The 20,339-nt window shown below is 60.0% G+C and carries 19 protein-coding genes; 11 read left to right on the forward strand and 8 right to left on the reverse strand.

Annotation, left to right across the window (positions count from 1 at the left end; translation table 11 throughout):
• Positions 1-107: 107 nt before the first annotated feature.
• From ACSQ9D_RS27785 to ACSQ9D_RS27805, 5 genes are all read left to right on the forward strand, one after another.
• Entirely contained in the window at positions 108-1,265 is a 1,158-nt protein-coding gene (locus ACSQ9D_RS27785; protein ID WP_436285026.1) for a Gfo/Idh/MocA family protein, read from the forward strand.
• Between the two features lie 13 nt (positions 1,266-1,278).
• On the forward strand, positions 1,279-2,163 hold the full coding sequence (locus tag ACSQ9D_RS27790) for a carbohydrate ABC transporter permease (protein ID WP_037126170.1): 885 nt from the start codon (positions 1,279-1,281) through the stop codon (positions 2,161-2,163).
• Positions 2,160-3,020 carry a carbohydrate ABC transporter permease gene (locus ACSQ9D_RS27795; protein WP_024314628.1) on the forward strand — a complete coding sequence of 287 codons (861 nt, stop codon included), beginning with the start codon at positions 2,160-2,162 and terminating at the stop codon, positions 3,018-3,020. Before ACSQ9D_RS27790 ends, ACSQ9D_RS27795 begins: the two co-directional genes overlap by 4 nt.
• A 61-nt stretch (positions 3,021-3,081) precedes the next feature.
• Positions 3,082-4,284, forward strand: a complete 1,203-nt coding sequence (locus ACSQ9D_RS27800; RefSeq protein WP_436285188.1) for an ABC transporter substrate-binding protein — start codon at positions 3,082-3,084, stop codon at positions 4,282-4,284.
• A gap of 84 nt (positions 4,285-4,368) precedes the next feature.
• Positions 4,369-5,502 carry an ABC transporter ATP-binding protein gene (locus tag ACSQ9D_RS27805; RefSeq protein ID WP_436285027.1) on the forward strand — a complete coding sequence of 378 codons (1,134 nt, stop codon included), beginning with the start codon at positions 4,369-4,371 and terminating at the stop codon, positions 5,500-5,502.
• Between the two features lie 17 nt (positions 5,503-5,519).
• Here ACSQ9D_RS27805 and ACSQ9D_RS27810 read toward each other — a convergent pair whose 3' ends face one another.
• The 4 genes from ACSQ9D_RS27810 to ACSQ9D_RS27825 all read right to left on the reverse strand — a co-directional run bounded on the left by ACSQ9D_RS27810 (position 5,520) and on the right by ACSQ9D_RS27825 (position 9,009).
• Complete coding sequence (locus tag ACSQ9D_RS27810; protein ID WP_024314626.1) at positions 5,520-5,816, reverse strand: hypothetical protein; 297 nt, start codon at positions 5,814-5,816, stop codon at positions 5,520-5,522.
• A gap of 106 nt (positions 5,817-5,922) precedes the next feature.
• A complete protein-coding gene (locus ACSQ9D_RS27815) occupies positions 5,923-7,023 on the reverse strand; it encodes a D-TA family PLP-dependent enzyme (protein ID WP_436285028.1) in 1,101 nt (366 codons plus the stop codon).
• 18 nt (positions 7,024-7,041) lie between these two features.
• Entirely contained in the window at positions 7,042-8,502 is a 1,461-nt protein-coding gene (locus tag ACSQ9D_RS27820) for a M81 family metallopeptidase (protein WP_436285029.1), read from the reverse strand.
• A 21-nt stretch (positions 8,503-8,523) separates the two neighbouring features.
• Complete coding sequence (locus ACSQ9D_RS27825) at positions 8,524-9,009, reverse strand: hypothetical protein (RefSeq protein WP_436285189.1); 486 nt, start codon at positions 9,007-9,009, stop codon at positions 8,524-8,526.
• A gap of 112 nt (positions 9,010-9,121) precedes the next feature.
• Here ACSQ9D_RS27825 and ACSQ9D_RS27830 point away from each other — a divergent pair, with 112 nt between their 5' ends.
• The 6 genes from ACSQ9D_RS27830 (at position 9,122) to ACSQ9D_RS27855 (ending at position 15,884) form a co-directional block, all read left to right on the forward strand.
• The gene (locus tag ACSQ9D_RS27830; protein ID WP_436285030.1) at positions 9,122-9,511 is read left to right on the forward strand and encodes a RidA family protein; all 390 of its coding nucleotides are present in this window, start codon (positions 9,122-9,124) and stop codon (positions 9,509-9,511) included.
• Positions 9,512-9,531: 20 nt separating this feature from the next.
• The gene (locus ACSQ9D_RS27835) at positions 9,532-10,395 is read left to right on the forward strand and encodes a MurR/RpiR family transcriptional regulator (protein ID WP_047518902.1); all 864 of its coding nucleotides are present in this window, start codon (positions 9,532-9,534) and stop codon (positions 10,393-10,395) included.
• A gap of 28 nt (positions 10,396-10,423) precedes the next feature.
• On the forward strand, positions 10,424-11,200 hold the full coding sequence (locus ACSQ9D_RS27840; RefSeq protein WP_436285031.1) for an SDR family oxidoreductase: 777 nt from the start codon (positions 10,424-10,426) through the stop codon (positions 11,198-11,200).
• Between the two features lie 25 nt (positions 11,201-11,225).
• Complete coding sequence (locus tag ACSQ9D_RS27845) at positions 11,226-13,145, forward strand: beta-N-acetylhexosaminidase (protein WP_436285032.1); 1,920 nt, start codon at positions 11,226-11,228, stop codon at positions 13,143-13,145.
• 8 nt (positions 13,146-13,153) lie between these two features.
• Positions 13,154-14,590, forward strand: coding sequence for a M81 family metallopeptidase (locus ACSQ9D_RS27850; protein WP_436285190.1), 1,437 nt, complete (start codon positions 13,154-13,156; stop codon positions 14,588-14,590).
• A gap of 91 nt (positions 14,591-14,681) precedes the next feature.
• Positions 14,682-15,884: an MFS transporter gene (locus tag ACSQ9D_RS27855; RefSeq protein WP_436285033.1), complete on the forward strand. Its 1,203-nt coding sequence runs from the start codon at positions 14,682-14,684 to the stop codon at positions 15,882-15,884.
• Between the two features lie 98 nt (positions 15,885-15,982).
• On the opposite strand, the gene ACSQ9D_RS27860 is transcribed toward ACSQ9D_RS27855, so the two are convergent.
• The 4 genes from ACSQ9D_RS27860 to ACSQ9D_RS27875 form a co-directional block, all read right to left on the reverse strand.
• Entirely contained in the window at positions 15,983-17,308 is a 1,326-nt protein-coding gene (locus ACSQ9D_RS27860; RefSeq protein WP_436285034.1) for an ABC transporter substrate-binding protein, read from the reverse strand.
• Between the two features lie 84 nt (positions 17,309-17,392).
• The gene (locus ACSQ9D_RS27865) at positions 17,393-18,244 is read right to left on the reverse strand and encodes a carbohydrate ABC transporter permease (protein WP_436285035.1); all 852 of its coding nucleotides are present in this window, start codon (positions 18,242-18,244) and stop codon (positions 17,393-17,395) included.
• Positions 18,241-19,176: a carbohydrate ABC transporter permease gene (locus tag ACSQ9D_RS27870; RefSeq protein WP_436285036.1), complete on the reverse strand. Its 936-nt coding sequence runs from the start codon at positions 19,174-19,176 to the stop codon at positions 18,241-18,243. The genes ACSQ9D_RS27865 and ACSQ9D_RS27870 overlap by 4 nt, the downstream gene beginning before the upstream one ends.
• Entirely contained in the window at positions 19,169-20,269 is a 1,101-nt protein-coding gene (locus tag ACSQ9D_RS27875) for an ABC transporter ATP-binding protein (RefSeq protein ID WP_436285037.1), read from the reverse strand. The genes ACSQ9D_RS27870 and ACSQ9D_RS27875 overlap by 8 nt, the downstream gene beginning before the upstream one ends.
• Between the last annotated feature and the right edge of the window lie 70 nt (positions 20,270-20,339).

Raw genomic sequence — 20,339 nt, forward strand, 5'->3', positions numbered from 1 at the left:
TGAAAATTAATTTCATAGTTCCAACTTTTCGCGGGATTCGTGTTGACGAGTTCGAATTTTTGTCTCAACTTGACGAAAATAAATTACGTAATGGGAACGAGAACAGCATGAAAGTGGGAATTATCGGGCTAGGTTTCCGGCTCGGCTATCTTGGCTACGTCTTCAAGTCCGTGGATGAAAGCTTCGAGATCGTGGGTTACGTCGACCCCGATCCGGCAGGCCTTCCGGGGCTTGCTGAAAAAGACATTTCCGCCGGCACGGCCTATGCTTCCCCCAAAGAGCTGATCGCCAACGAAAAGCTCGATCTTTTGATGATCGGTTCCCCGAACCACATGCATCTCGATCATATCAGACTTGGCCTCGAAAGTGGCCTGAAGGTCTTCTGCGAAAAGCCGATCGTCACGACGATCGCCGAGAGCATCGAACTGGCACGGCTGATGGCAAAGTTCGGTCACGAGCGCCTGATGGTCGGCCTCGTGCTTCGTTACTCCCCACTCTACAAGGACCTGCGCGCCATTCAGGCTGCAGGCAAGCTCGGCCAGATCGTCTCGATCGAAGCCGCGGAGCACATCGAGCCTTATCACGGCGCTTTCTTCATGCGCGACTGGCGCCGCTACGAGCGCTATTCCGGCAGCTTCATGCTGGAAAAGTGCTGCCATGACCTCGATCTCTACAACGGCGTCGTCGGTGCCCGGCCTGAGCGCGTTGCAAGTTTCGGCGGTCGCAAGAGTTTCACGCCGGCCAACGATCCCGCTCGCGAAGGCATCAACGACCTGGAGCTGTTCCATCGCAAGCCGAGCGGCTGGATGGGCTCCGACAAGGTGTTCGATAGCGACGCCGACATTATCGACTATCAGGTGGCGATCGTCGAATACGCCAATGGCGTCGGCATGAACTTCCATACCAACCTCAATGTTCCCGACCAGTTTCGCCGCTTTGCCATCATGGGATCGCGAGGCATGGCCGAGGGCGATTTCGTCCGCGGCTATCTCGACGTCCATGAGCAACTGACAGGCAAGAAGGTCATCCAGAACAAGTACGCGGCGACCGAGCTGTCGCAGCATTACGGTGCCGACGAACAGATGGCCGCCGACCTGCTCGACAGCGTGCGCACCGGCACCGAGCTTCCCGTCTCTACACTTAACGCCCTCGAAGCCGGTATTCTCGCCCTGTCCATGGACGAGGCGCGCATGCAGAAGGCGGTGGTCGATCTGCGCCCGGTGTGGGACAGGTTCGACGACGCCCTGCACGCAAGAGCGGCTTGAGGAGGGCGGCAAGATGGGCGTCCAACGCAACGCAGTCATCTTCGCCTGGATCCTTCTCCTTCCGGCCGTGCTCTACGTGGCGGCGATCGTCGCCTATCCCCTGGTCGATACATTTATCCTGTCCTTCACCGATGCGTCGCTGAAAAAGACGACGAATTGGGTCGGCTGGGTCAACTACAGCAAGATCTTCAATGCGACCTTCGCCGAAGTCATCCTGCGGACATTCATCTGGACGTTCTTTTCCGTCTCCATCAAGATGATCATTGGCGTCTTTGGCGCGACGATGCTGAATTCCGCGGTACCAGGCAGGGCGCTCTTTCGCGTACTGACTATGCCGCCCTGGATTGTCCCCATGGCAATCGGCATCTTCATGTGGGGCTGGATGTATAACGGCCAGTTCGGGATGATTTCCGGCATGCTACAGCGCTTTGGTCTGGTGGACGCTCCGGTTGCGTTCCTCGCACAGGGTTCCACGGCGTTCTGGGCGACGATTATCACTGACGTCTGGATCGGCGTCCCACTGGTCACGCTCTATATGCTAGCGGCCATGCAGGCGATTCCGCAGGATCTTTACGAGGCCGCCTGGACGGACGGAGCCGGCCGTTTCTACCGCTTCCGGCGCATTACCCTGCCGTTGATCGTCCCTTCGCTGATTACCATGTCGATGCTGTCACTCATCGCCACCTTCAACTCCTTCGATATCATCTGGATCCTGACGCGCGGCGGTCCGAGCGGCGAAACGACGACGATGATCATCGACACGTACCGCACGGCGATTGGTTCGAACAAATACGGTGAAGGGGCTGCACGCGCCGTGCTGATCTGCATCTTCCTGTCGATCTTCTGTGTTTGCTACTTCCGATTGACCAGCCGCCTTGCTTCCGGAGACAAGCGATGAAACAACCCCATCTGCTGATCAATCGGTACAAATGGTATGAGATCATCGGCATCTATGCCGGCATCCTGGTGTTCCTCACCTTCGTGCTCGCTCCCTTCGTTGAGGGCTTCCTTGTCTCGCTGAAACCGCTCAGCCAGCTTTTCTCCTCGCCTTATCGTTTCATTCCCGAGAACGGTTCCTTCGAGGCGTACCGGACGATGTGGATCAGCGTGCCGGGCTTTGCCCGCTACATCTTCAATTCCTTCTTCATCTCGACGGTCGTGACCGCTGTCGTTCTGGTTCTCGTCATCCCTGCCTCCTATGCGTTCGCACGGTTTGAATTCAGAGGCGCTGGGCTGTTGCTCGCTGCGTTCCTGGCGGTCAACATGTTTTCCGGAGCGGTGCTGCTCATTCCGCTCTTCCGGTTGATGCGCTCCCTCGGCCTGCTCAATACCTATTTTGCAATCATGGTTCCGGGTGTCGCCTTCCTCATTCCGTCCGCGATCTGGCTGCTCAGAACCTACATGATGCGCATTCCCAGGGAGTTGGATGAGGCGGCCTTCGTCGACGGCGCCAGCCAATTCTACACGCTTCGCCGCGTCATCTTGCCGATCGCGATGCCCGGGATCATGGTGGTTGCAATCACCACCTTCATCGGCTCCTATGCCCAGCAGTTCATCTTCGCGCTCACCTTCAATTCCAAAACCGAATTTGCGCCTTTGCCAGTCGGGCTGTTTGCCTATTTCGGCCGCCAGGAGGTGGTCTGGAATGAGCTGATGGCCGCCAGCTTCGTCGGCATTGCGCCGGCCATGATCGTGATTTTCTTCCTTCAACGGTATCTCGTCAGCGGGCTAACCGCGGGCGCGGTGAAACAGTAAGTCAACCACCAGAGAAAAAACGGGAGCTAACAAAGTGACGATTCAATTCAAGACCGGGCTGATGGCCCTTGCCCTGCTCGGCTCCACCGCGCTCGGCGCCATGACCGCGCATGCCGCTGACCAGGAGATCAGCTGGATCTATTGCGGCGACAAGATCGACCCCATCCATGAGAAGTACATCAAGGAGTGGGAAGGCAAGAACCCAGGCTGGAAGGTCACGCCTGAGGTCGTCGGCTGGGAGCAGTGCCAGGACAAAGCCACGACGCTTGCCGCCGCGGGCACGCCTGTCGGCATGGCCTATGTCGGCTCGCGCACGCTCAAGGAATTTGCCCAGAACGACCTTATCGTGCCGGTGCCGATGACCGACGAGGAGAAGAAGAGCTACTATCCGAACATCGTTGATACCGTCACCTTCCAAAACACCCAGTGGGGCGTGCCGGTCGCCTTCTCGACCAAGGCTCTCTACTGGAACAAGGATATCTTCAAGCAGGCCGGCCTCGACCCGGAAACACCGCCGAAGACCTGGGCTGAAGAAATCGCCGACGCCAAGCAGATCAAGGAAAAGACCGGCATCGCTGGATACGGTCTCCCGGCCAAGACTTTCGACAACACGATGCACCAGTTTATGCATTGGGTTTACACCAATAACGGCAAGGTCATCGACGGCGACAAGATCGTTATCGACAGCCCGGAAGTGCTGGCAGCGCTCCAAGCCTACAAGGACATCACGCCCTATTCCGTCGAAGGCGCAACCGCCTACGAGCAGAACGAAATCCGCGCCATCTTCCTCGACGGCAAGGTCGGCATGATCCAGGCAGGCTCGGGTGCCGCTGCCCGCCTCAAGGATACCAAGATCAACTGGGGCGTTGCACCGTTGCCGCTCGGCCCTTCGGCCAAGGGTGAAGGTACGCTGCTCATCACCGACAGCCTGGCCGTCTTCAAGGGCACGGGTGTGGAAGACAAGGCGATCGAATTCGCCAAGTTCATCACCTCACCAGGCCCGCAGGGCGAATACGAGCTTCAGGGCGGTGCAGGCCTCACGCCGCTGCGTCCGTCTGCGAAGGTTGACGAGTTCGTCAAGGCTGATCCGTCGTGGAAGCCGTTCATCGATGGAATCGCTTTTGGCGGCCCTGAGCCTCTCTTTACCGACTACAAGGGCTTCCAGAATTCGATGATCGAGATGGTCCAATCGGTCGTGACGGGCAAGGCCCAGCCGGCCGATGCCATCAAGAAGGCTGCTAGCGAGATCGAAGCGTTCAAGTAAGCCTTTGTCGGGATCGCGGGCGCAACAACCGCGATCCCCCACTTACAGTATGCATGCCGTAGGCGCGGCGACCGGAGACAGGTTTTGGGACAGCTTCTTCTCAACAATGTTCAGAAGTTCTACGGCGACTTCGAGGTTCTCAAGGGCATCCAGCTCGAAGTGAAAAACGGCGAGTTCGTGGTCTTCGTCGGGCCGTCCGGCTGCGGCAAGTCAACGTTGCTGCGGATGATTGCCGGCCTCGATGCCACGACGGCGGGCGACATCGTCATCGACCGCCTCAGGGTCAATGACCTGCCCCCGGTCAAACGCGGTATCGCCATGGTGTTCCAGTCCTACGCGCTCTACCCGCACATGAGCGTCTTCGAAAACATCGCTTTCCCGCTGCGCGTGGAAAAGATGGAAGAGGCGAAACTAAAGGCCAAGGTCGAGCATGTCGCGCGCATCCTTCACCTCGATCAGCGTCTGCAACAACGACCTGGAATGCTCTCGGGAGGTCAACGCCAGCGTGTGGCAATCGGTCGTGCGATTGTGCGCGAGCCGAAGATCTTCCTGTTCGACGAACCGCTGTCCAACCTCGACGCGGCGTTGCGCGCCGACATGCGTATCGAGCTTGCCAAGCTGCATCGGCAGCTGAAGGCGACGATGATCTATGTCACCCACGACCAGATCGAGGCGATGACCATGGCCGACCGGATCGTTGTGCTGAACGCCGGCGAGATCGCGCAGACCGGCGCTCCGCTGGAGCTTTATCACAAGCCCGCCAATATTTTCGTCGCAAGCTTCATCGGCAATCCGAAGATGAACTTCCTGCCCGTCACCTGCACCTCTGTCAGCGATGCCGGTGTCGAAGTCGCCTATGAGGGGCAAAAGGCGGTGATCCCGGTCACCCCCCGTCAGGGCGCTGTTGGCAAGGCACTGACGCTCGGCGTGCGTCCTGAGCACATCCAGATCGGTGCCGGCGACATCGCGCTTACCATTGCGCCAACGGTCATCGAGCGACTTGGCGCACAGACCGTGGCATACGCATCGCTCGACGGCGAAGGCGAGAATTTCTGTGCAACGCTGCCGGGCAGCGCCGGCGTACGCCCAGATCAGCCGATTGTGGCCGGGATCAACGTCGCCGACTGCCATTTGTTCGATGCGACGGGTATATCGTTTGAACGCCATGTCGCGCTGACCGACATCGACATCAACCTGCTCAATCCCACAGCCGCTTGATCAGCGGCGTCGCCGCCTCAATACAGAGGATAGAAGAGCCTGTTGGCTGGGTAGGAATAGGCGCCCCGGTCGACGATCCCCAACCGGTACATGCAGCTTCTGAGCGCCGTGACGTGCCAAGGATTTGCCGGATAGGGTGAGCCGCGGTGGACGGCCTCGGGCTCGCAATAGCGATAGGCCCTGTCAAACCGCGCTAGAAGCACGGGATCGGAATCCATCCGTACGCCATGATAGGTCTGCCATTGCGCCGGCGGTTCAGCCGCCGAGATCGCCAACAGGCTTGCTGCTATTCCCATTGCAACAGAGACTCGCATCGCCTTAACCTCCCGCGCGCCCAACGCCCGCGCAAAAGAAGATGCTTTTCAATCGCGTAAGGTCAAGAGGCGTACATCAAAGGAAGGTGCCAAGGGCGACGGGCTCCTACCACACTAGTCCACGTGCGGCTACATCCTCGACGCGCGTTACCACGCCATCACGATGAAAAACCATCGTGTCAAACAGATTGGAAACAACGCATGTGTGGTTGGGAATGATCCGGATCTTCTCTCCGATCAAAGGACGCCGATCGCCGCATTTCGACAGGTCAATGACGCCGTGCTCCTCAGACAATCCGGTGATCGCCGCCTCGGGGTAACCGACCACCGTTCCGAAGTCGGCAAAGCCGAGCAGATCGGAGGTCAGGGCCTTTGATCCGGCGTCGATGACGGCGCGATCCGCCGTCGGGCGGGACACGACTGTTGCCAGCACATGCATCGCGCAGTCGGCTTCGCTGCAGTGGCCAGCGCGGACCATGGAGCGATCATTATAGATATACGTACCTGCGCGGTGCTCGGTCGCGGCGCCGACGAGATGCGCCTCAAAGAGGCTTGGCGTGCCGCCGTTGCTGACGATCGGGCAAGCGATCCCATCAGTCTCTAGGAGCAATAGTGCTTTGCTGAGGAAGGCTTGCACCGCTTCGGCCGAGCCGGGCTTCGGGTAGTTGAGGAGACCACCGAACGAAAGGCCCGGCGCGCCGCTTATGCGCTTTGCCAGGATCTTTGCGTCTTCGGGCGTCTGGACGCCGCAGCGCCCGCCGCCGGTGTCGCATTCAACCAGAACCGTCAGCGGTTTGCGGGATGCGAAGGAGGAGGACAGGCCATCGATGGTCACCGTGCTGTCGGCAACGACTTTGAGATCAGGGATCCGGTCGTTGAGCGCGCCAAGGCGCTCGAGCTTTTGCGGGCCGACAATGTTGAAGGTGATCAGGATATCGTCGAAGCCGGCGGCAGCAAAAACCTCCGCCTCGCTGATCTTCTGGCAGTTGATGCCTTTCGCACCCGCCGCGATCTGCTCGGCGGCAAGCGCTGGGATCTTATGCGTCTTGATATGCGGTCGAAAGTTCAGGCTGTGCCTATCCATGTAGGCCTGAGTGCGGGCAATGTTCGCCGCCAGGCGATCCTCGTCGATGATAGGCCGCGGCGTCGCAAGATCAGCGACCCTGTCGCCCGGTTTGGCGACGACGGCGAACGGATTTTCCTGCATGTGTGAAGCTGCTCCGCGTTAGCGGCCGTGGGGATTGGCGACCATCGGCCAGATGTTCTTCGGCGCCCGACGATAGGGTGTCTTGACCGGATTGTTGGGATAAGGCGTTCCGGCCGAGCAGTAAATGATCTCCGCGGCGATTTTGGAGAACGATGCGAAGAAATGATTGGTCGATTTGATGACCAGGACCTTCTTCGACAGCGGATCGATGCCCATCACGGAGAACAGGCTTGGATCGAAACTCTGCGCGCGTGTCGAATTCAGGATGATATCGATGCCGTCAAGCACGATATGCGCTGCGTCCCCGAATGGCGCAAGGCTTTCGCCAAAACGCATCTCTGCATTGGTGACGAGCTTGACGATCTTGATGATGCCATCCACCGGATTGCCGGTGCCGGGCGCGGACTTGGCGCCGAAGCGCAGTGGGATCTCGGCCCCCTCGCCCGCCGCCATGCAGATCTGTACGGCCATCGGATCCCAGATCGTACCGATCGCGACACCTGTGGCGCCCTGGGCGAGGAGTTCCTGCAAGACAACGGTGGCATCCCCCGCGGTACCGCCGCCAGGATTGTCCCAGACGTCGGCGATGACGACGGGCCATGACTTTGCTGCCATTGCCTGCGCAACGGCCTCAAGCTCGTCGATCTGTGGCATGATGAAGGTGCCGCGCTTGGAAAACAGCTCAAGGCCGAGTTCGCGCGCCAAGGTATTGCCCTTCTCCAGCTTGTCGTTGGTGACAACAAGCATCTTGGTGCCCATTTCCGGTACGTCGCCCGCCATGAACCCATGGATCACCGAGATCGACAGGATATCAGCATCTTCCTTTTCCAGGCGCATGATCTTGTCGACGAAAGAGCGCATCGGATCGCGCGAGGTGGGATAGACGTCGATCATGCGGCAGTCAAAGACAGACATGACAGGCGCCAATCGACCTTCCAGTGTCTCTACGGCAATCCGCCAGAGATCCTCGGCGCGATCGACGAAGTCCGTGTGCGGGAACTCCTTGAAGTAGACGAAGAAGTCTGCTGCCCCTAGCCGCTTCGCGGTAAGATGGCTATGCGGATCGAGCTCGGCACAGACGAGGACGTCCGGCCCAACGATCTCGCGCACGCGCACGAGTATGTCGCCCTCCGTATCCTCGTAGCCGGCTGCGACCATGGCGCCGTGCAGACCGAGGACAACACCGTCGACAGGCATCGCAGCCTTGAGCTGGGTCAGCACCTCGTCGCGCAGCCCTTCATAGGTCGAGCGGCTCACCAGTCCGGCTGGATCCGCCCAGGCGGCCGTTCCTTCGATCAGATCCCATCCCTTCTCGGCGCAGACGCGGCGTCCAACCGTGATGGGTGCCGAGCAGAGCGTCGGGGTTTCCGGGTGCTGGCCAGGAGGTGCATAAAGAGATGCCTCAAACGCGCGCCGGTCGACGCAGATAGGAGAAAAGGTATTGGTCTCGGTTGCGAGCGCCGCCGTGAAAATGCGCAAGGGTTCGGCCTTTGTCGTTGATCAGCCCATCGGGTTCGGCAGGTAGCCGGTAAAGCCGCATATCTTCCAGCGGCCCTCATGCAGGCGACAATAATAAAGCGTTTGCCACTGCATGACATCACGCGTCCCATCGGCTTTGGTGAGTCCGCCATCGAACTTCTTGCGCACGAGCGCCATGTCGCCCTCAACCTCGATGTCTTCAAGCGTGGTAGTCGTGAAGATCGCGGTGCGGGCGTCTTCAGCGAAAGATTGCATTGCAAAGTCCTTTGCCTGGCGCAGCCACTCGTCGCGATAGGCCGATAGCGTCGGAAATGCCAGACGCCAGTTGTCGGGGCTCAACTGCTTGCGCCCGTCTATGCCAATGAAGCCGTCTTCGACGAAATCATGCTTGACCATCGACCAGTCGGCGGCGAGGAATGCATCGATGTCGCGGGGAACCAGCATCTCCCAGATCGAATGCCGGGCAACGTCGGAGGCGGGAAACGGGTTCTTGAAAGGATTGCGCATTATCTCCCCCGGATTGAAATTCTTTTCATGAATGGTGTTTTTCACTGGTCAAATTCCGCTTTCCATGGTCACTTGTCAACTTAATACGAAAATAATTTGCAAGGATTGATCGATGTCCATCAAGCGTTATGGCACGGTTCAAAAGGGTGCCGGCGGCAAGCCCCTGCCGTTTGCGCGCGCCGTCGAAGCCGACGGCTGGCTTTATGTCTCGGGTCAGGTCGCCATGGAAAATGGCGAAATCATCGATGGAAATATTGTCGCGCAGACGCATAAGACGATCGAGAACGTGCTGGCTATTCTCAAAGAGGCCGGCTACGGCGTCGAGCACGTGGTTCGCTGCGGTGTGTGGCTCGATGATCCGCGCGATTTCTGGACATTCAATAGCATCTATCAGCAGTATTTCGGCGAACACCCGCCGGCGCGCGCCTGCGTGCAATCGTCGATGATGGTCGACTGCAAGGTTGAGATCGACTGCGTCGCGTTTAAACCTAAGGATCGATAGCGCAAACGACGGGGGCTGGGATGGATATTTTCTCGACACTGCAGGAAGAGAAGGCCCGGCTTTCGCCCTCGGAAAACCGTATCGCCGACATCCTTCTCAACGACTTCGAGTTTGCGGTCAACGCCTCGATCATCGAGCTTGCCGAAAAGGCAGATGTATCACCGCCGACGGTCACGCGCTTCTGCCGCCGGCTTGGTTGCGAGAGCTTTTCCGATTTCAAGGTGCAGCTCGCCAGGACAGCCTATGTCGGGATGCGCTACCTGAAACCGGAGCCGAAAAGCACCAATCCGGGGGATGTCGCGCAGGATATCATCACCAAGGCGCAGAACGCACTTTTCCTGCTTCATCGCTCCCTTGACCTTGCGGCAATCGAGCTTGCGGCCGAGCGGCTTTCGCGCGCCGACATGATTTATGCCTTCGGCTCCGGCGGCAATTCGTCAATGATTGCCAACGAATTGCAGAACCGACTGTTTCGCTTCGGCCTGCATGTGACGGCAAGTTCCGATCACGGCATGCAGTTGATGATGGCCGCCGCCGCCAAGCCGACCGACGTGCTGATTGGGTCCTCCTTTACCGGGCGCAACGCCGAGCTCGTGCGCGCCTTCACCCTTGCGCGCGAGTCCAGCGTGACGACGATCGCGCTCACCCAGAGCAATAGCCCGGTCGCGCAAGTTGCAGAGATCGTCGTGCCGATCGATCTGCAGGAAGGAACCAACATCTTCCGGCCGACCTCGACGCGCATCGCCTATCTGGCGGCCATCGATATTCTCGCCAGCCTCGTTGCCTACGCGATCCAGCCAAAGGCGGCAGTGGCCCTGCGCCGCATCAAACAACAGCTCGTCGCCCACCGCGATGGCGATGACCGGCAATTGCTCGGGGACTAGAGAATTCCATGACAAAAGGGGATGCTGAATGACACAGACGGTAGCGATCGTGACCGGTGCTGCGGGCGATATAGGGCGCACCATTGCTGAGCGGCTCGCACAGGATCACGACGTCATCCTTTTGGTCGACATCGACGTTGCCGCCGCCGAGAAGGCCGCACGCGCGCTCGGCTCGGCGGATCGTTTTGTTGCGCACGGCTGCGATGTGACCAGCGAAACAAGCGTCGCCGAGATGGCCAAGCGGGCCGCCTCGCTCGGTTCCGTGAAGACGCTGGTCAACAATGCCGGCGCAGCGCGCGCCGTCAGCCTGCACGATACGACGCCGGAAATCTGGCGCATGGACAACGCCCTCAATCTCGAGGCTGCCTTCCTGTGCTTCCGTGCCGTCGAGGATCTGCTTGCGGCGTCGAAAGGTTCTGTCGTCAACATCGCATCCGTCAACGGCATGAACGTCTTCGGCCATCCGGCCTATAGCGCTGCGAAAGCGGGACTGCTTCATCTCACCAAACTGGTCGCGGTGGAATATGGCAAGTTCGGTATTCGTTCGAATGCTGTTGCGCCAGGCACGGTGCGCACGCAGGCATGGGAGGCGCGCGCTGCCGCCAACCCGAACGTCTTCGAGGAAGCTCGCCGCTGGTATCCGCTGCAGCGCGTCGTCGACCCCGCGGATGTTGCAAATGCGGTCGCATTTCTGGCCGGACCGCAGGCCGCGGCCATCACCGGCGTCTGCCTGCCGGTGGATTGTGGTTTGACCGCCGGTCAGGCGGAACTTGCCCGCACCTTTTCGCAGTCCGAGCACTATTGAAAGACACACTAAGAGAGGAACAGATATGACTGTGGCGCCTTATCGCCTGGAGAGCTCGTGGCATCCTCTTGGCGGCCCGAACGGCCGCTTTACCTTTTCCCTTTTCAATCTTTCCGACGTCGTGCTTTCCAGTTTTACGCTGGTCTATACGTCGCTGACGCGCGTCATCGACCCGACGGCCTGCGAGAACGCAACGTTTCTGCGCCGCAATGCCAATTTCCATGAGTTTGCTCCGCCAATAGGCTTTTCCCTCGAACCCGGCAAAAGCTGGACCTTCACAGTCAGCGGCCTTCACAGGCCCGCTCGCCACTGCACGGATGGTGCAAAGTCAGCTTATGTGACGTTGGCGGATGGGAAGCACGTGACGATTGCTGTTTCCGATCTGCTTCTCGAAGGCCGTGTCAACGAACCGCCGCCGGTGCTTCTGCCGGAAGGCAGGCTCGAACTTCCATTCTCGCTGCAACCCTGGCCGGCAGAGATCGATGCCAAACCAGGCGATAACTTTCCGGTTGTTCTCTATCCGGCGGAAGGATCATCGGCAGACGACCTGCGTGCCGTCTCGACTGTCCTTTCGCTCTGCCGGCGCCTCTTCGAAAGTGATCACACGCCCTTCAATCTCGTCGCCTCGCCGCAGGGCCGGGCCCTGCAGTTCTTGGTTGACGCGACGATCGCCCCGGAAGGCTACAAGCTCGCCTTCTTTCCCTCGCACATCACATTGTCCTTTGCTGATGCGGCCGGGCGTCAATATGGACTGACGTCGCTTGCGCAGCTGCTGGCCGGCACCCGCAGTCAGCCGCAGACGTTTCGCTTCCCTGTTTCCGGCACGATTTCAGACAGGCCCCGATATGGCTGGCGGGGCTGCCATCTCGACGTTTCGCGGCAGTTCTATCCGACAGCTGATATCAAGCGGCTGATCGACATCCTTGCCTGGTTGAAGCTCAACATCTTCCATTGGCACCTGACCGACGACGAGGCATGGCGCCTTGAGATCAAGGCCTATCCGGAATTGACGGCGACAGGCGTCCTGCGCGGGCCCGATGAGCCACTCCTGCCGCAGCTCGGCAATAGTGCCGAACCGGTTGGCGGCTTTTATTCTCAGGACGATGTGCGTGACATCGTCGCTCACGCGGCCAAATTGAGTGTCGAGATCATCCCCGAGATCGACATTCCAGGCCACAGCACGGCAACCTTGACGGCGCTGCCTAATCTAACAGACGGCCAGGAGGCGCCGGAGAGCTACCATTCGGTGCAAGGATATCCGAACAACGCCCTCAATCCGGCGGTGCCACTGACCTACGAATTCCTCGAGAAAGTATTCGACGAGATGGTCGAGCTATTCCCCTCTTCCTACCTCCACATCGGTGGCGATGAGGTGGCGAACGGCTCGTGGCTTGCGTCTCCGCTTGCAAAGACGCTGATGGAGAAGGAGGGGATTTCGGGCACGTTCGCGTTGCAGTCCTATTTCCTGAAGCGCGTCAAGGAGATGCTGACGGCGCGCGGCCGCAAGCTCGCAGGCTGGAACGAGGTGGCGCATGGCGGCGGTGTTGCCGCCAGGGACACGCTGCTCATGGCGTGGGAGAACCCGCAGGTTGGCATCGATCTTGCCAGGCAAGGCTACGAGGTCGTCATGACCCCCGGCCAGGCCTATTATCTCGATATGGTCCAAGCGGAAGCGTTTCAGGAGCCGGGCGCAAGCTGGGCCGGAACCGTGCCGCCGGCCCACACCTATGCCTATGAGGCGGAGGGCGACTTTCCGGAGGAGCTGAAGGACAAGATGAAGGGTGTCCAGGCCTGCATCTGGTCGGAGCACTTCCTGTCGCGCGGCTATTTCAACCGGCTGGTTTTCCCCCGCCTTCCGGCAATTGCGGAAGCCGCATGGACGCCGCGGGCGATGAAGGACTGGCATCGCTTCGCCGCGATCGTGCCCCTGAGCCCGAAGCTGTGAGGTCGGCGATGCGGATCGCGGTCGGCGGAATTCACACGGAATGCAGCACCTATTCGCCGGTGCTAATGACAATCGAGGATTTCCGCGTCCTTCGCGGGGAGGACCTTCTTGCCTCGGACTATTTCAGCTTTCTCAATGCGCAAGAGATAAAGCATCTTCCGCTTCTGCACGCCCGCGCAGTGCCCGGTGGCCCGGTGTCACGGGTCGCCTACGAGGCATTCAAGGCGGAGTTCGTCGATCGACTGCAAGGTGCCTTGCCAATCGACGGTCTCTACCTTGCCATGCATGGCGCCATCAACGTCGAGGGAATGGACGACGCCGAGGGAGACTGGATTGCGGCCGCCCGCTTGGTCGTTGGTCCGGACTGCATGATCGCAGCAAGCTATGATCTGCACGGCAATGTCAGCCAGAAGATCGTCGACCAACTCGACATATTCGCGGCCTATCGCACCGCTCCGCATATCGATGTTCGGGAAACGATGGTGCGTGCCTGGTCGATGCTGGTCGACGCCTTGAGGACAGGCAAGCGGCCGGGTGTAGCCTGGGCGCCAGTGCCCGTTCTCTGGCCGGGGGAGCGAACATCAACCGAGGACGAGCCTGCAAAGAGCCTCTACAGGACGCTGCCCGACGTCGATCAGCGTGACGGCATCCTCGATGCCAATCTGATGATCGGCTATGTGTGGGCGGACGAGCCTCGGGCGACTGCCTGCGCGGTTGTCACAGCGACCGACAAGCGGGCGGCCGCGAAAGCTGCAGAAGAGATCGCGCTTTCTTACTGGAATGCGCGCCATGACTTCGCCTTTGGTCCGGTTACCGGCGTGCTTGACGCCATGCTCGACATTGCCGAGGACGCGTCGACGGCGCCCGTGGTCCTTGCCGATTCTGCTGACAATCCGACCGGCGGCGGCGTCGGGGATCGGGCTGACGTCCTCAAGGCATTGCTGGCCCGTAGATTTGACGGAGCGCTGCTTGCCGGCATTACCGACCGGCCGGCCGTCGAGGCATGTTTTGGGGCGGGCAAAGGAGCAAGGATCGGGCTGGACATCGGCGCAACGCTTGACCCGTCGAGCTTGCCTGTCCACATTGAAGCCGAAGTGGTCTTCCTCGATGACCCTGGCGCTGTGGCCGAGCGTCAGGCTGTGGTGAGGACCGGAGGCATTACGGTCGTGCTCGCAGCGCGACGGCGCCCCTATCACAATGTCACCGATTTCACGCGCCTCGGGCTCGATCCGAAATCGGTGCGCATGCTGGTGGTGAAGTCCGGCTATCTTTCTCCGGAGCTGGCGCCAATTGCCAATCCGAACCTGATGGCCCTGACGCAGGGTGTCGTCAACCAGGACATCGAAGGCCTGGTGAGCAGCAGACGCGCCCGACCGGCCTTCCCGTTCGATCGCGACTTTGACTGCGCACCGCGGGCGCGCCTTTCTGCGCGCTGGCAAGACTGATTTTTTGTCCCGGCAGGTTTCGGCGTTGCGCCGAACCTGCTAAGGCGCCCTTCATCCGCACCACCGGGTGTTTGTCACCCTGATCCCAATCATGACCCGTTTCCTGCCCGATGTATTCCGCAACCCGACAATCCGGGTCAGCATGCTTGCGATCTTCGCCTTTGGCTTTGCGGGGGCGGCGACCTCGCCATATCAATCCGTCATCGGCATTCGCGAACTCGGTTTGAGCAACAGCCTGTACTCGGCATTGATTTTCGCAGCTGCAGCCGTCAACGTCACTGTCAGCATCCTGCTTGGCAATCTTGCCGACCGACTTGGCGAGTATCGCCCGCTGATGCTGACGGTCGCCGTTTTCGGTATCTTCGGCTACGGCGCGGTCTATCTCTTTCCCGCGCAGGCAACGTTCATCTTCAGTGCGCTGTTGCTGCTGCCGGTCTATAACGCGCTGAATTCCTTGCTCTTCGCCAATGTGCGCGCGACCACCAACGGCATGCCGCGCGGTGACGTTGCCACGGTCAACTCAGGCGTAAGGGCGATGATCTCGCTTTCCTGGGTGCTGGTGCCCGGGTTTGTCGGTGTCCTGCTGGCGCGCTCGACAAGCATGCTGCCGGCCTATCTCTTCGCCACCCTCGCCTGCATAATGTGTCTTGGCCTGATCGCGGCATTCCTGCCGCGCCAAAGCGGCACCGACAAGGCGGCAACGCGCCATCTTTCCTATCTCGCCGCGCTTGCAGAAGTCATCTCGCCGCGCGTCTTCATCCGCGTGATTGCGGTGTCGCTGATCAGCAGTACTCTTCACGTGAACGGCGCCATCCTGCCGCTGATCGTTACTGGATCCGCGCACGGCACGGTCGGCGATGTCGGGATCCTGGTCGGCATCGTCGCCTTCCTCGAAGTGGTCTTTATCGTCGTCTGGGGGCGTGTCCAACGGATCATGAACCACGTCACGGCCCTGGCGATCGGCACGATCATCTACGTTGTGTACCTCGTGCTGCTCGGCTTTGCCGCCGCGCCGTGGCATGTCTATGCGTTGACCCTCATCAGTGGAATCGGCGCCGCGGCCCTCATCAGCATCCCGATCACCTATCTGCAGGATCTGATTGCCGAGCGGCCGGGTCTTGGCAGTGCGCTGATCTCCGTCAACATTTTCCTGAGCGCGGGGCTGAGCGCGCTTCTGTTTGCGATCGGCACCGGCGTCAGCGGCTATTCCGGAACGGCAATCATCGGTGCTGTGGCGGGCCTCTCAGGACTTTTCCTGCTGCTCTTCTTCGATGGAGCCAAACGACGGCGCTGAGACGGTCAATATTCTCACCGCCACCCACGTAACGGAAAATGCCCGCCGCGAGACCGGCGGCGGGCATCTGCTCTCAGGCTCGGGAGAGAGTATGAGCCTCAGATGTTGGCGAGCAGCTCGTTGATGCGCTGTTCCATGTCGGCAAGGGCTGCATCGATCTCCTTCTGACCGGTGATCGCCGCGCTCATTTCCTGGCCGATAATGTCCTGGATCGCGAACTGGCGCTGGACGGTGGACGGCAGCGGGGTGCCGAGCGTGGCGATCGCCGAAATCGTGTCGCGATGCGGCAGGGCCTTGAACTGATCAGATGCCAACACCGCCTTGACCGCAGGCAAATGGCCGGTGCGCGACCAGTCGAAATCGTTGTCATGGAAAAACTTCAAGAACTTCCCGATGGCAGCTGTCTCATCCTCGGATCGGTCCTTTTGCGAGACGGCCCAGCTGTGGCCGTCGGCGTATTGGGCCTTCTTGCCCGGGAAGAGCTGCGGATAGGGATAGACGGCATAGCCGCCGGCGTTGAGCGCGGTACCGGACTTTTCGGACGATGCCGTGTAGTCGCCGATGACCCAGGTGCCGTTCAGGTGAACGCCGCCCTCGCCTGCGAGAAAGGCGTTGATGCCGGCTGCATAGTCCAGGTCCTTGGTCGTGTAGCCGTTGTCGTAGATCGCCTTGTACATCTCGAGGACCTTCTTTGCCTCGGGTGTATTGATCTTGACCTGCTTCGGATCGGCAAAGAAGTTCGAATCCTGCTGGAACAGATAGGTATAGAGATTGCGGGTATAGAGCGCGACTTCATTCGCCAAGTTCTGGACGAAGTAAGGCTTGCCGGTCTTTTCCTTAAACTGCTTAGCCTGCGCCAAGAGCTCATCGACGCTGGTCGGCAGCTTTGGCGTGCCATCGGCATTGACGAGATCGGCCTTTTTGAAGAGGTCCATGTTGATGTGGTACAGCATGGTCCAGTTGTCGATCGGCAGGCCGTAGATCTTGCCGTCCTTGGTGACACCGTTCAAGCTGGCGTCGGTAAAGTCGGTGGACGCGACACCGACAGACTTCAGCACGTCGTCGAGCGGCATCAGCAGGCCCTTGGACTGATAATCGGCGAGCACCGACTGGTGGATGGTGACAATGTCAGGCGGATCGCCGGCGGCAAACTGCGCCGTCAGCTGATCGTAGCCCGGCCATTCGACGGTCGTCACCGTCACATGCACATCCGGATTGTCCGCGTTGAACTTGTTGATGAGCGAAGTGATGATGCCGCATTCGCCGACGGCCTTGCCGACGTCAGTATTGGTGCCGAAATCTGCGTCGCAGGCGCCGAAGAAGCGCTGCACGGTCAGTTCGGTGGCAGCATAGACGGGGCTTGCGCCGGCAAGGGCAATCACCGAGGCCGCCGCCAGCATGTATTTTCTCAAGGTATGCGTCATTTCCATCTCCTCCTCATTGGGTCTTCGACCCTTGGCTAAGCCCCCTCCCCGGGAGCCGGTTGCGACGTCATCGCAAGGTCAGCGTCAGCGCACGGCGGCGCCGGACACTGCCGTCACGATGTATTTCTGGAAGAACAGGTAGAGAATGAGGACCGGGGCGCCGGCAAAGACCGCCTGCGACATCAGGAAGCCGAGACCTTCCGACTGTGCAAAGTTGGTCTGCGATGAGGCGATCCCGATCGTCAGCGTATACATTTCCTTCTTGGTGCCGGAGATCAGCGGCCAGAAGTAATCGTTCCAGGCGCCGAGGAACGTGAAGATGCCGAGCGTTGCCTGGGCGGGAACCGTCAGTGGCAGGAGCACCTTCCAGAAGATCTTGAAGCGGCTGGCATTGTCCAAGAGGGCCGCCTCGTCGAGTTCCTTGGGGATGGCGCGGAAGTACTGCGTCATTAAGAACACGCCGAAGGGTGCCGACAATCCTGGGAGGATCAGCCCGTGATAGGTGTTGTGGAACTTCAGCCAGCTGAAGATCTGGTGGCGAGCGATGAGCACCGCCTGCTCGGGGATCGCAAGGCCGAGCAACACGATGATGAAGAGCGTGTTGCGGAACGGAAAGTTCAGACGTGCGAAGCCGTAGCCGGCAAGCGACGACAGGACCAGCGTGAAGATCGTCAAGCCGCCGGCGACGATGACACTGTTCAAGATCCAGCGGAATACCGACGAGGTCGCCAGGATGTTGATGTAGTTGTTGATCGTGTAAGGCGCATGGAAGACGGAATTCATGTCCGCCATCAGCTCCTTGTTGTCCTTGAGCGAGAGCGCAATCACCCAGAGCACCGGCGCCATCATGATCGCCGCGCAGACGACTGCCAGGATGAGGATCACGCGATCGCCGGTCGAGCGACCGACCATGCTGCCAGCGGAAACAGCACTCATCCTTCCTCTCCCTTGCTGCGCGAAATGAAGTACTGCGCCATCGCAGCAATCAGGATCAGTATGAAGAGGACTTCGGAGGCGGCGGCACCGAGGCCGAGGTCCCACTTGGTAAAGGCGGCTTCATAGATGTAGAGCACGATCGGCTTCGATACGTTGTTCGGGCCGCCGAGCGTCATCAGCTTCGCCTGGCCGAACAGTTGGAATTGCAGCACGACCTGAATGATGAGGACGAGGACGAAGGTGCGCCGGATCGATGGCAGGGTGATGTACCACAGCGTGCGCCAGCGGCTGGCATTGTCGAGGGCAGCTGCCTCATAGATTTCGGCCGGCACCTGCTGCAGTGCCGACAGGAACAGCATCATAGGCAGGCCGATGCACCACCAGACGGTCGCAACCGCGATGCCGATCATCGCAAGGTTCGGATTGGAGAGGAAGGCGGGGGCCGGCAGCCCGAACCAGCCATAGATGGTGGCAAGCAGGCCGAAATTGCCGATGAAGACGATGCGCCATATCAGCGTAACGATGGTTACTGACAGGACGGAAGACGAGAAATAGACGGCGCGCAGCGCGGCTGCCGCCTTCGTCTTGCGGTTCAGGGCAAGCGCCAGAAGCAGGCCGATGATGGCGAGCGTCGGGACCGTCAAAAGCACGAAGTAGAATGTATTGCCGACGGCCTGGATGAAGATCTTGTCCCTAAAGAGCCTGGCATAGTTATCAATCCCGACGAAGCGGCCGATGCCGAAGGCGTCCGCCTTGTGGAGGCTGAGCCAGATGCCCCAGAATAGCGGCACGACAAGCAGGGTCACGAAAAAGAAGAGGTAGGGGGCGACGAAGAGCGCGTTGCGCCAGAGCGGCGCATTGATGTTCTGCACCGTCTGCCGGGCGGCGATGCCGGCGGCAGGCCGGGCGGAGGAAAGTGCCGCCTCAGCCATGACCGGCCTCCTCGTTGTGCCAGGCGTGACCGGCATCGTCGAAGAGATGCGTGCGCGTCCCGTCAAGCGTCAGTGCCACCTCGTCGCCGATCGCGACGCGGCTGTTGCCGATATCCTCGGCAACGATGACGCTGCCATCCTTGAGACGGGTATAGAGAAGCGTGCGGTCGCCAAGGCGTTCGAGCACATCCACCTTGCCTGTCGTCGTCGCGGCAACGCCGTTTGCAAGCTTGACGGCCTCGGCGCGGATGCCGAGGGTATGTTCGCCCGCCTTCACCCCATTTGCACGGATTGTTGTCTGCAGTTCGGTACCATCAGCCAGCTTGGCGCGAATGAAGCCGTTCTCTTCCGACAGGCCTGCGGACAGGAAGTTCATCGTCGGGGATCCGACGAAGGTGGCGACGAAACGGCTTGCCGGACGCGAATAGATCTCCATCGGCGTGCCGATCTGCTCGATCTTGCGATTGTTCATGACGACAATGCGATCGGCGAGCGTCATCGCCTCGATCTGATCATGCGTCACGAAAATCATTGTCGATCTGACGCGATTGCGCAGCTGCGCGAGCTCGACGCGGGTACGAACGCGCAACGCCGCATCGAGGTTCGACAGCGGCTCGTCGAAGAGAAACGCTTTCGGTTCCTTGACGATGGCGCGGCCGATGGCAACGCGCTGGCGCTGACCGCCGGACAGCTGGCCCGGCTTGCGCTCGAGCAAGTGGCTGATCTCCAGCATGCGGGCCGCTTCAGCGATGCGTGCCGCGATCATATCGCTAGACACGTTGATGTTACGCAGTCCGAAGGCCATGTTGTCGGCCACCGTCATGTGCGGATAGAGCGCGTAGGACTGGAAGACCATGGCAATGTCGCGCTGCCCAGGCGGCAGGGTATCGATGCGCTCGCCATTGATCGAGATTGTGCCCTCGTCGACGCTTTCCAGCCCTGCGATCATGCGCAGGAGCGTCGATTTTCCGCAGCCGGAAGGACCGAGGAAGACCATGAACTCGTTCGCCTTGATCGACAGCGACAAGCCATCAAGGACGGTCATCGAGCCGTACCGCTTGCTCACATTCTGAATTTCGATATTGGCGGTCATCCGACTGCTCCTGTGCAGTCAGAACCCGAAAAACCGATATGGAAACGTGGCTGGCATGTTTCTGCTAAGA

It is taken from the genome of Rhizobium sp. LjRoot258, assembly GCF_964254185.1.
In the GTDB taxonomy this organism is placed as follows: domain Bacteria; phylum Pseudomonadota; class Alphaproteobacteria; order Rhizobiales; family Rhizobiaceae; genus Rhizobium.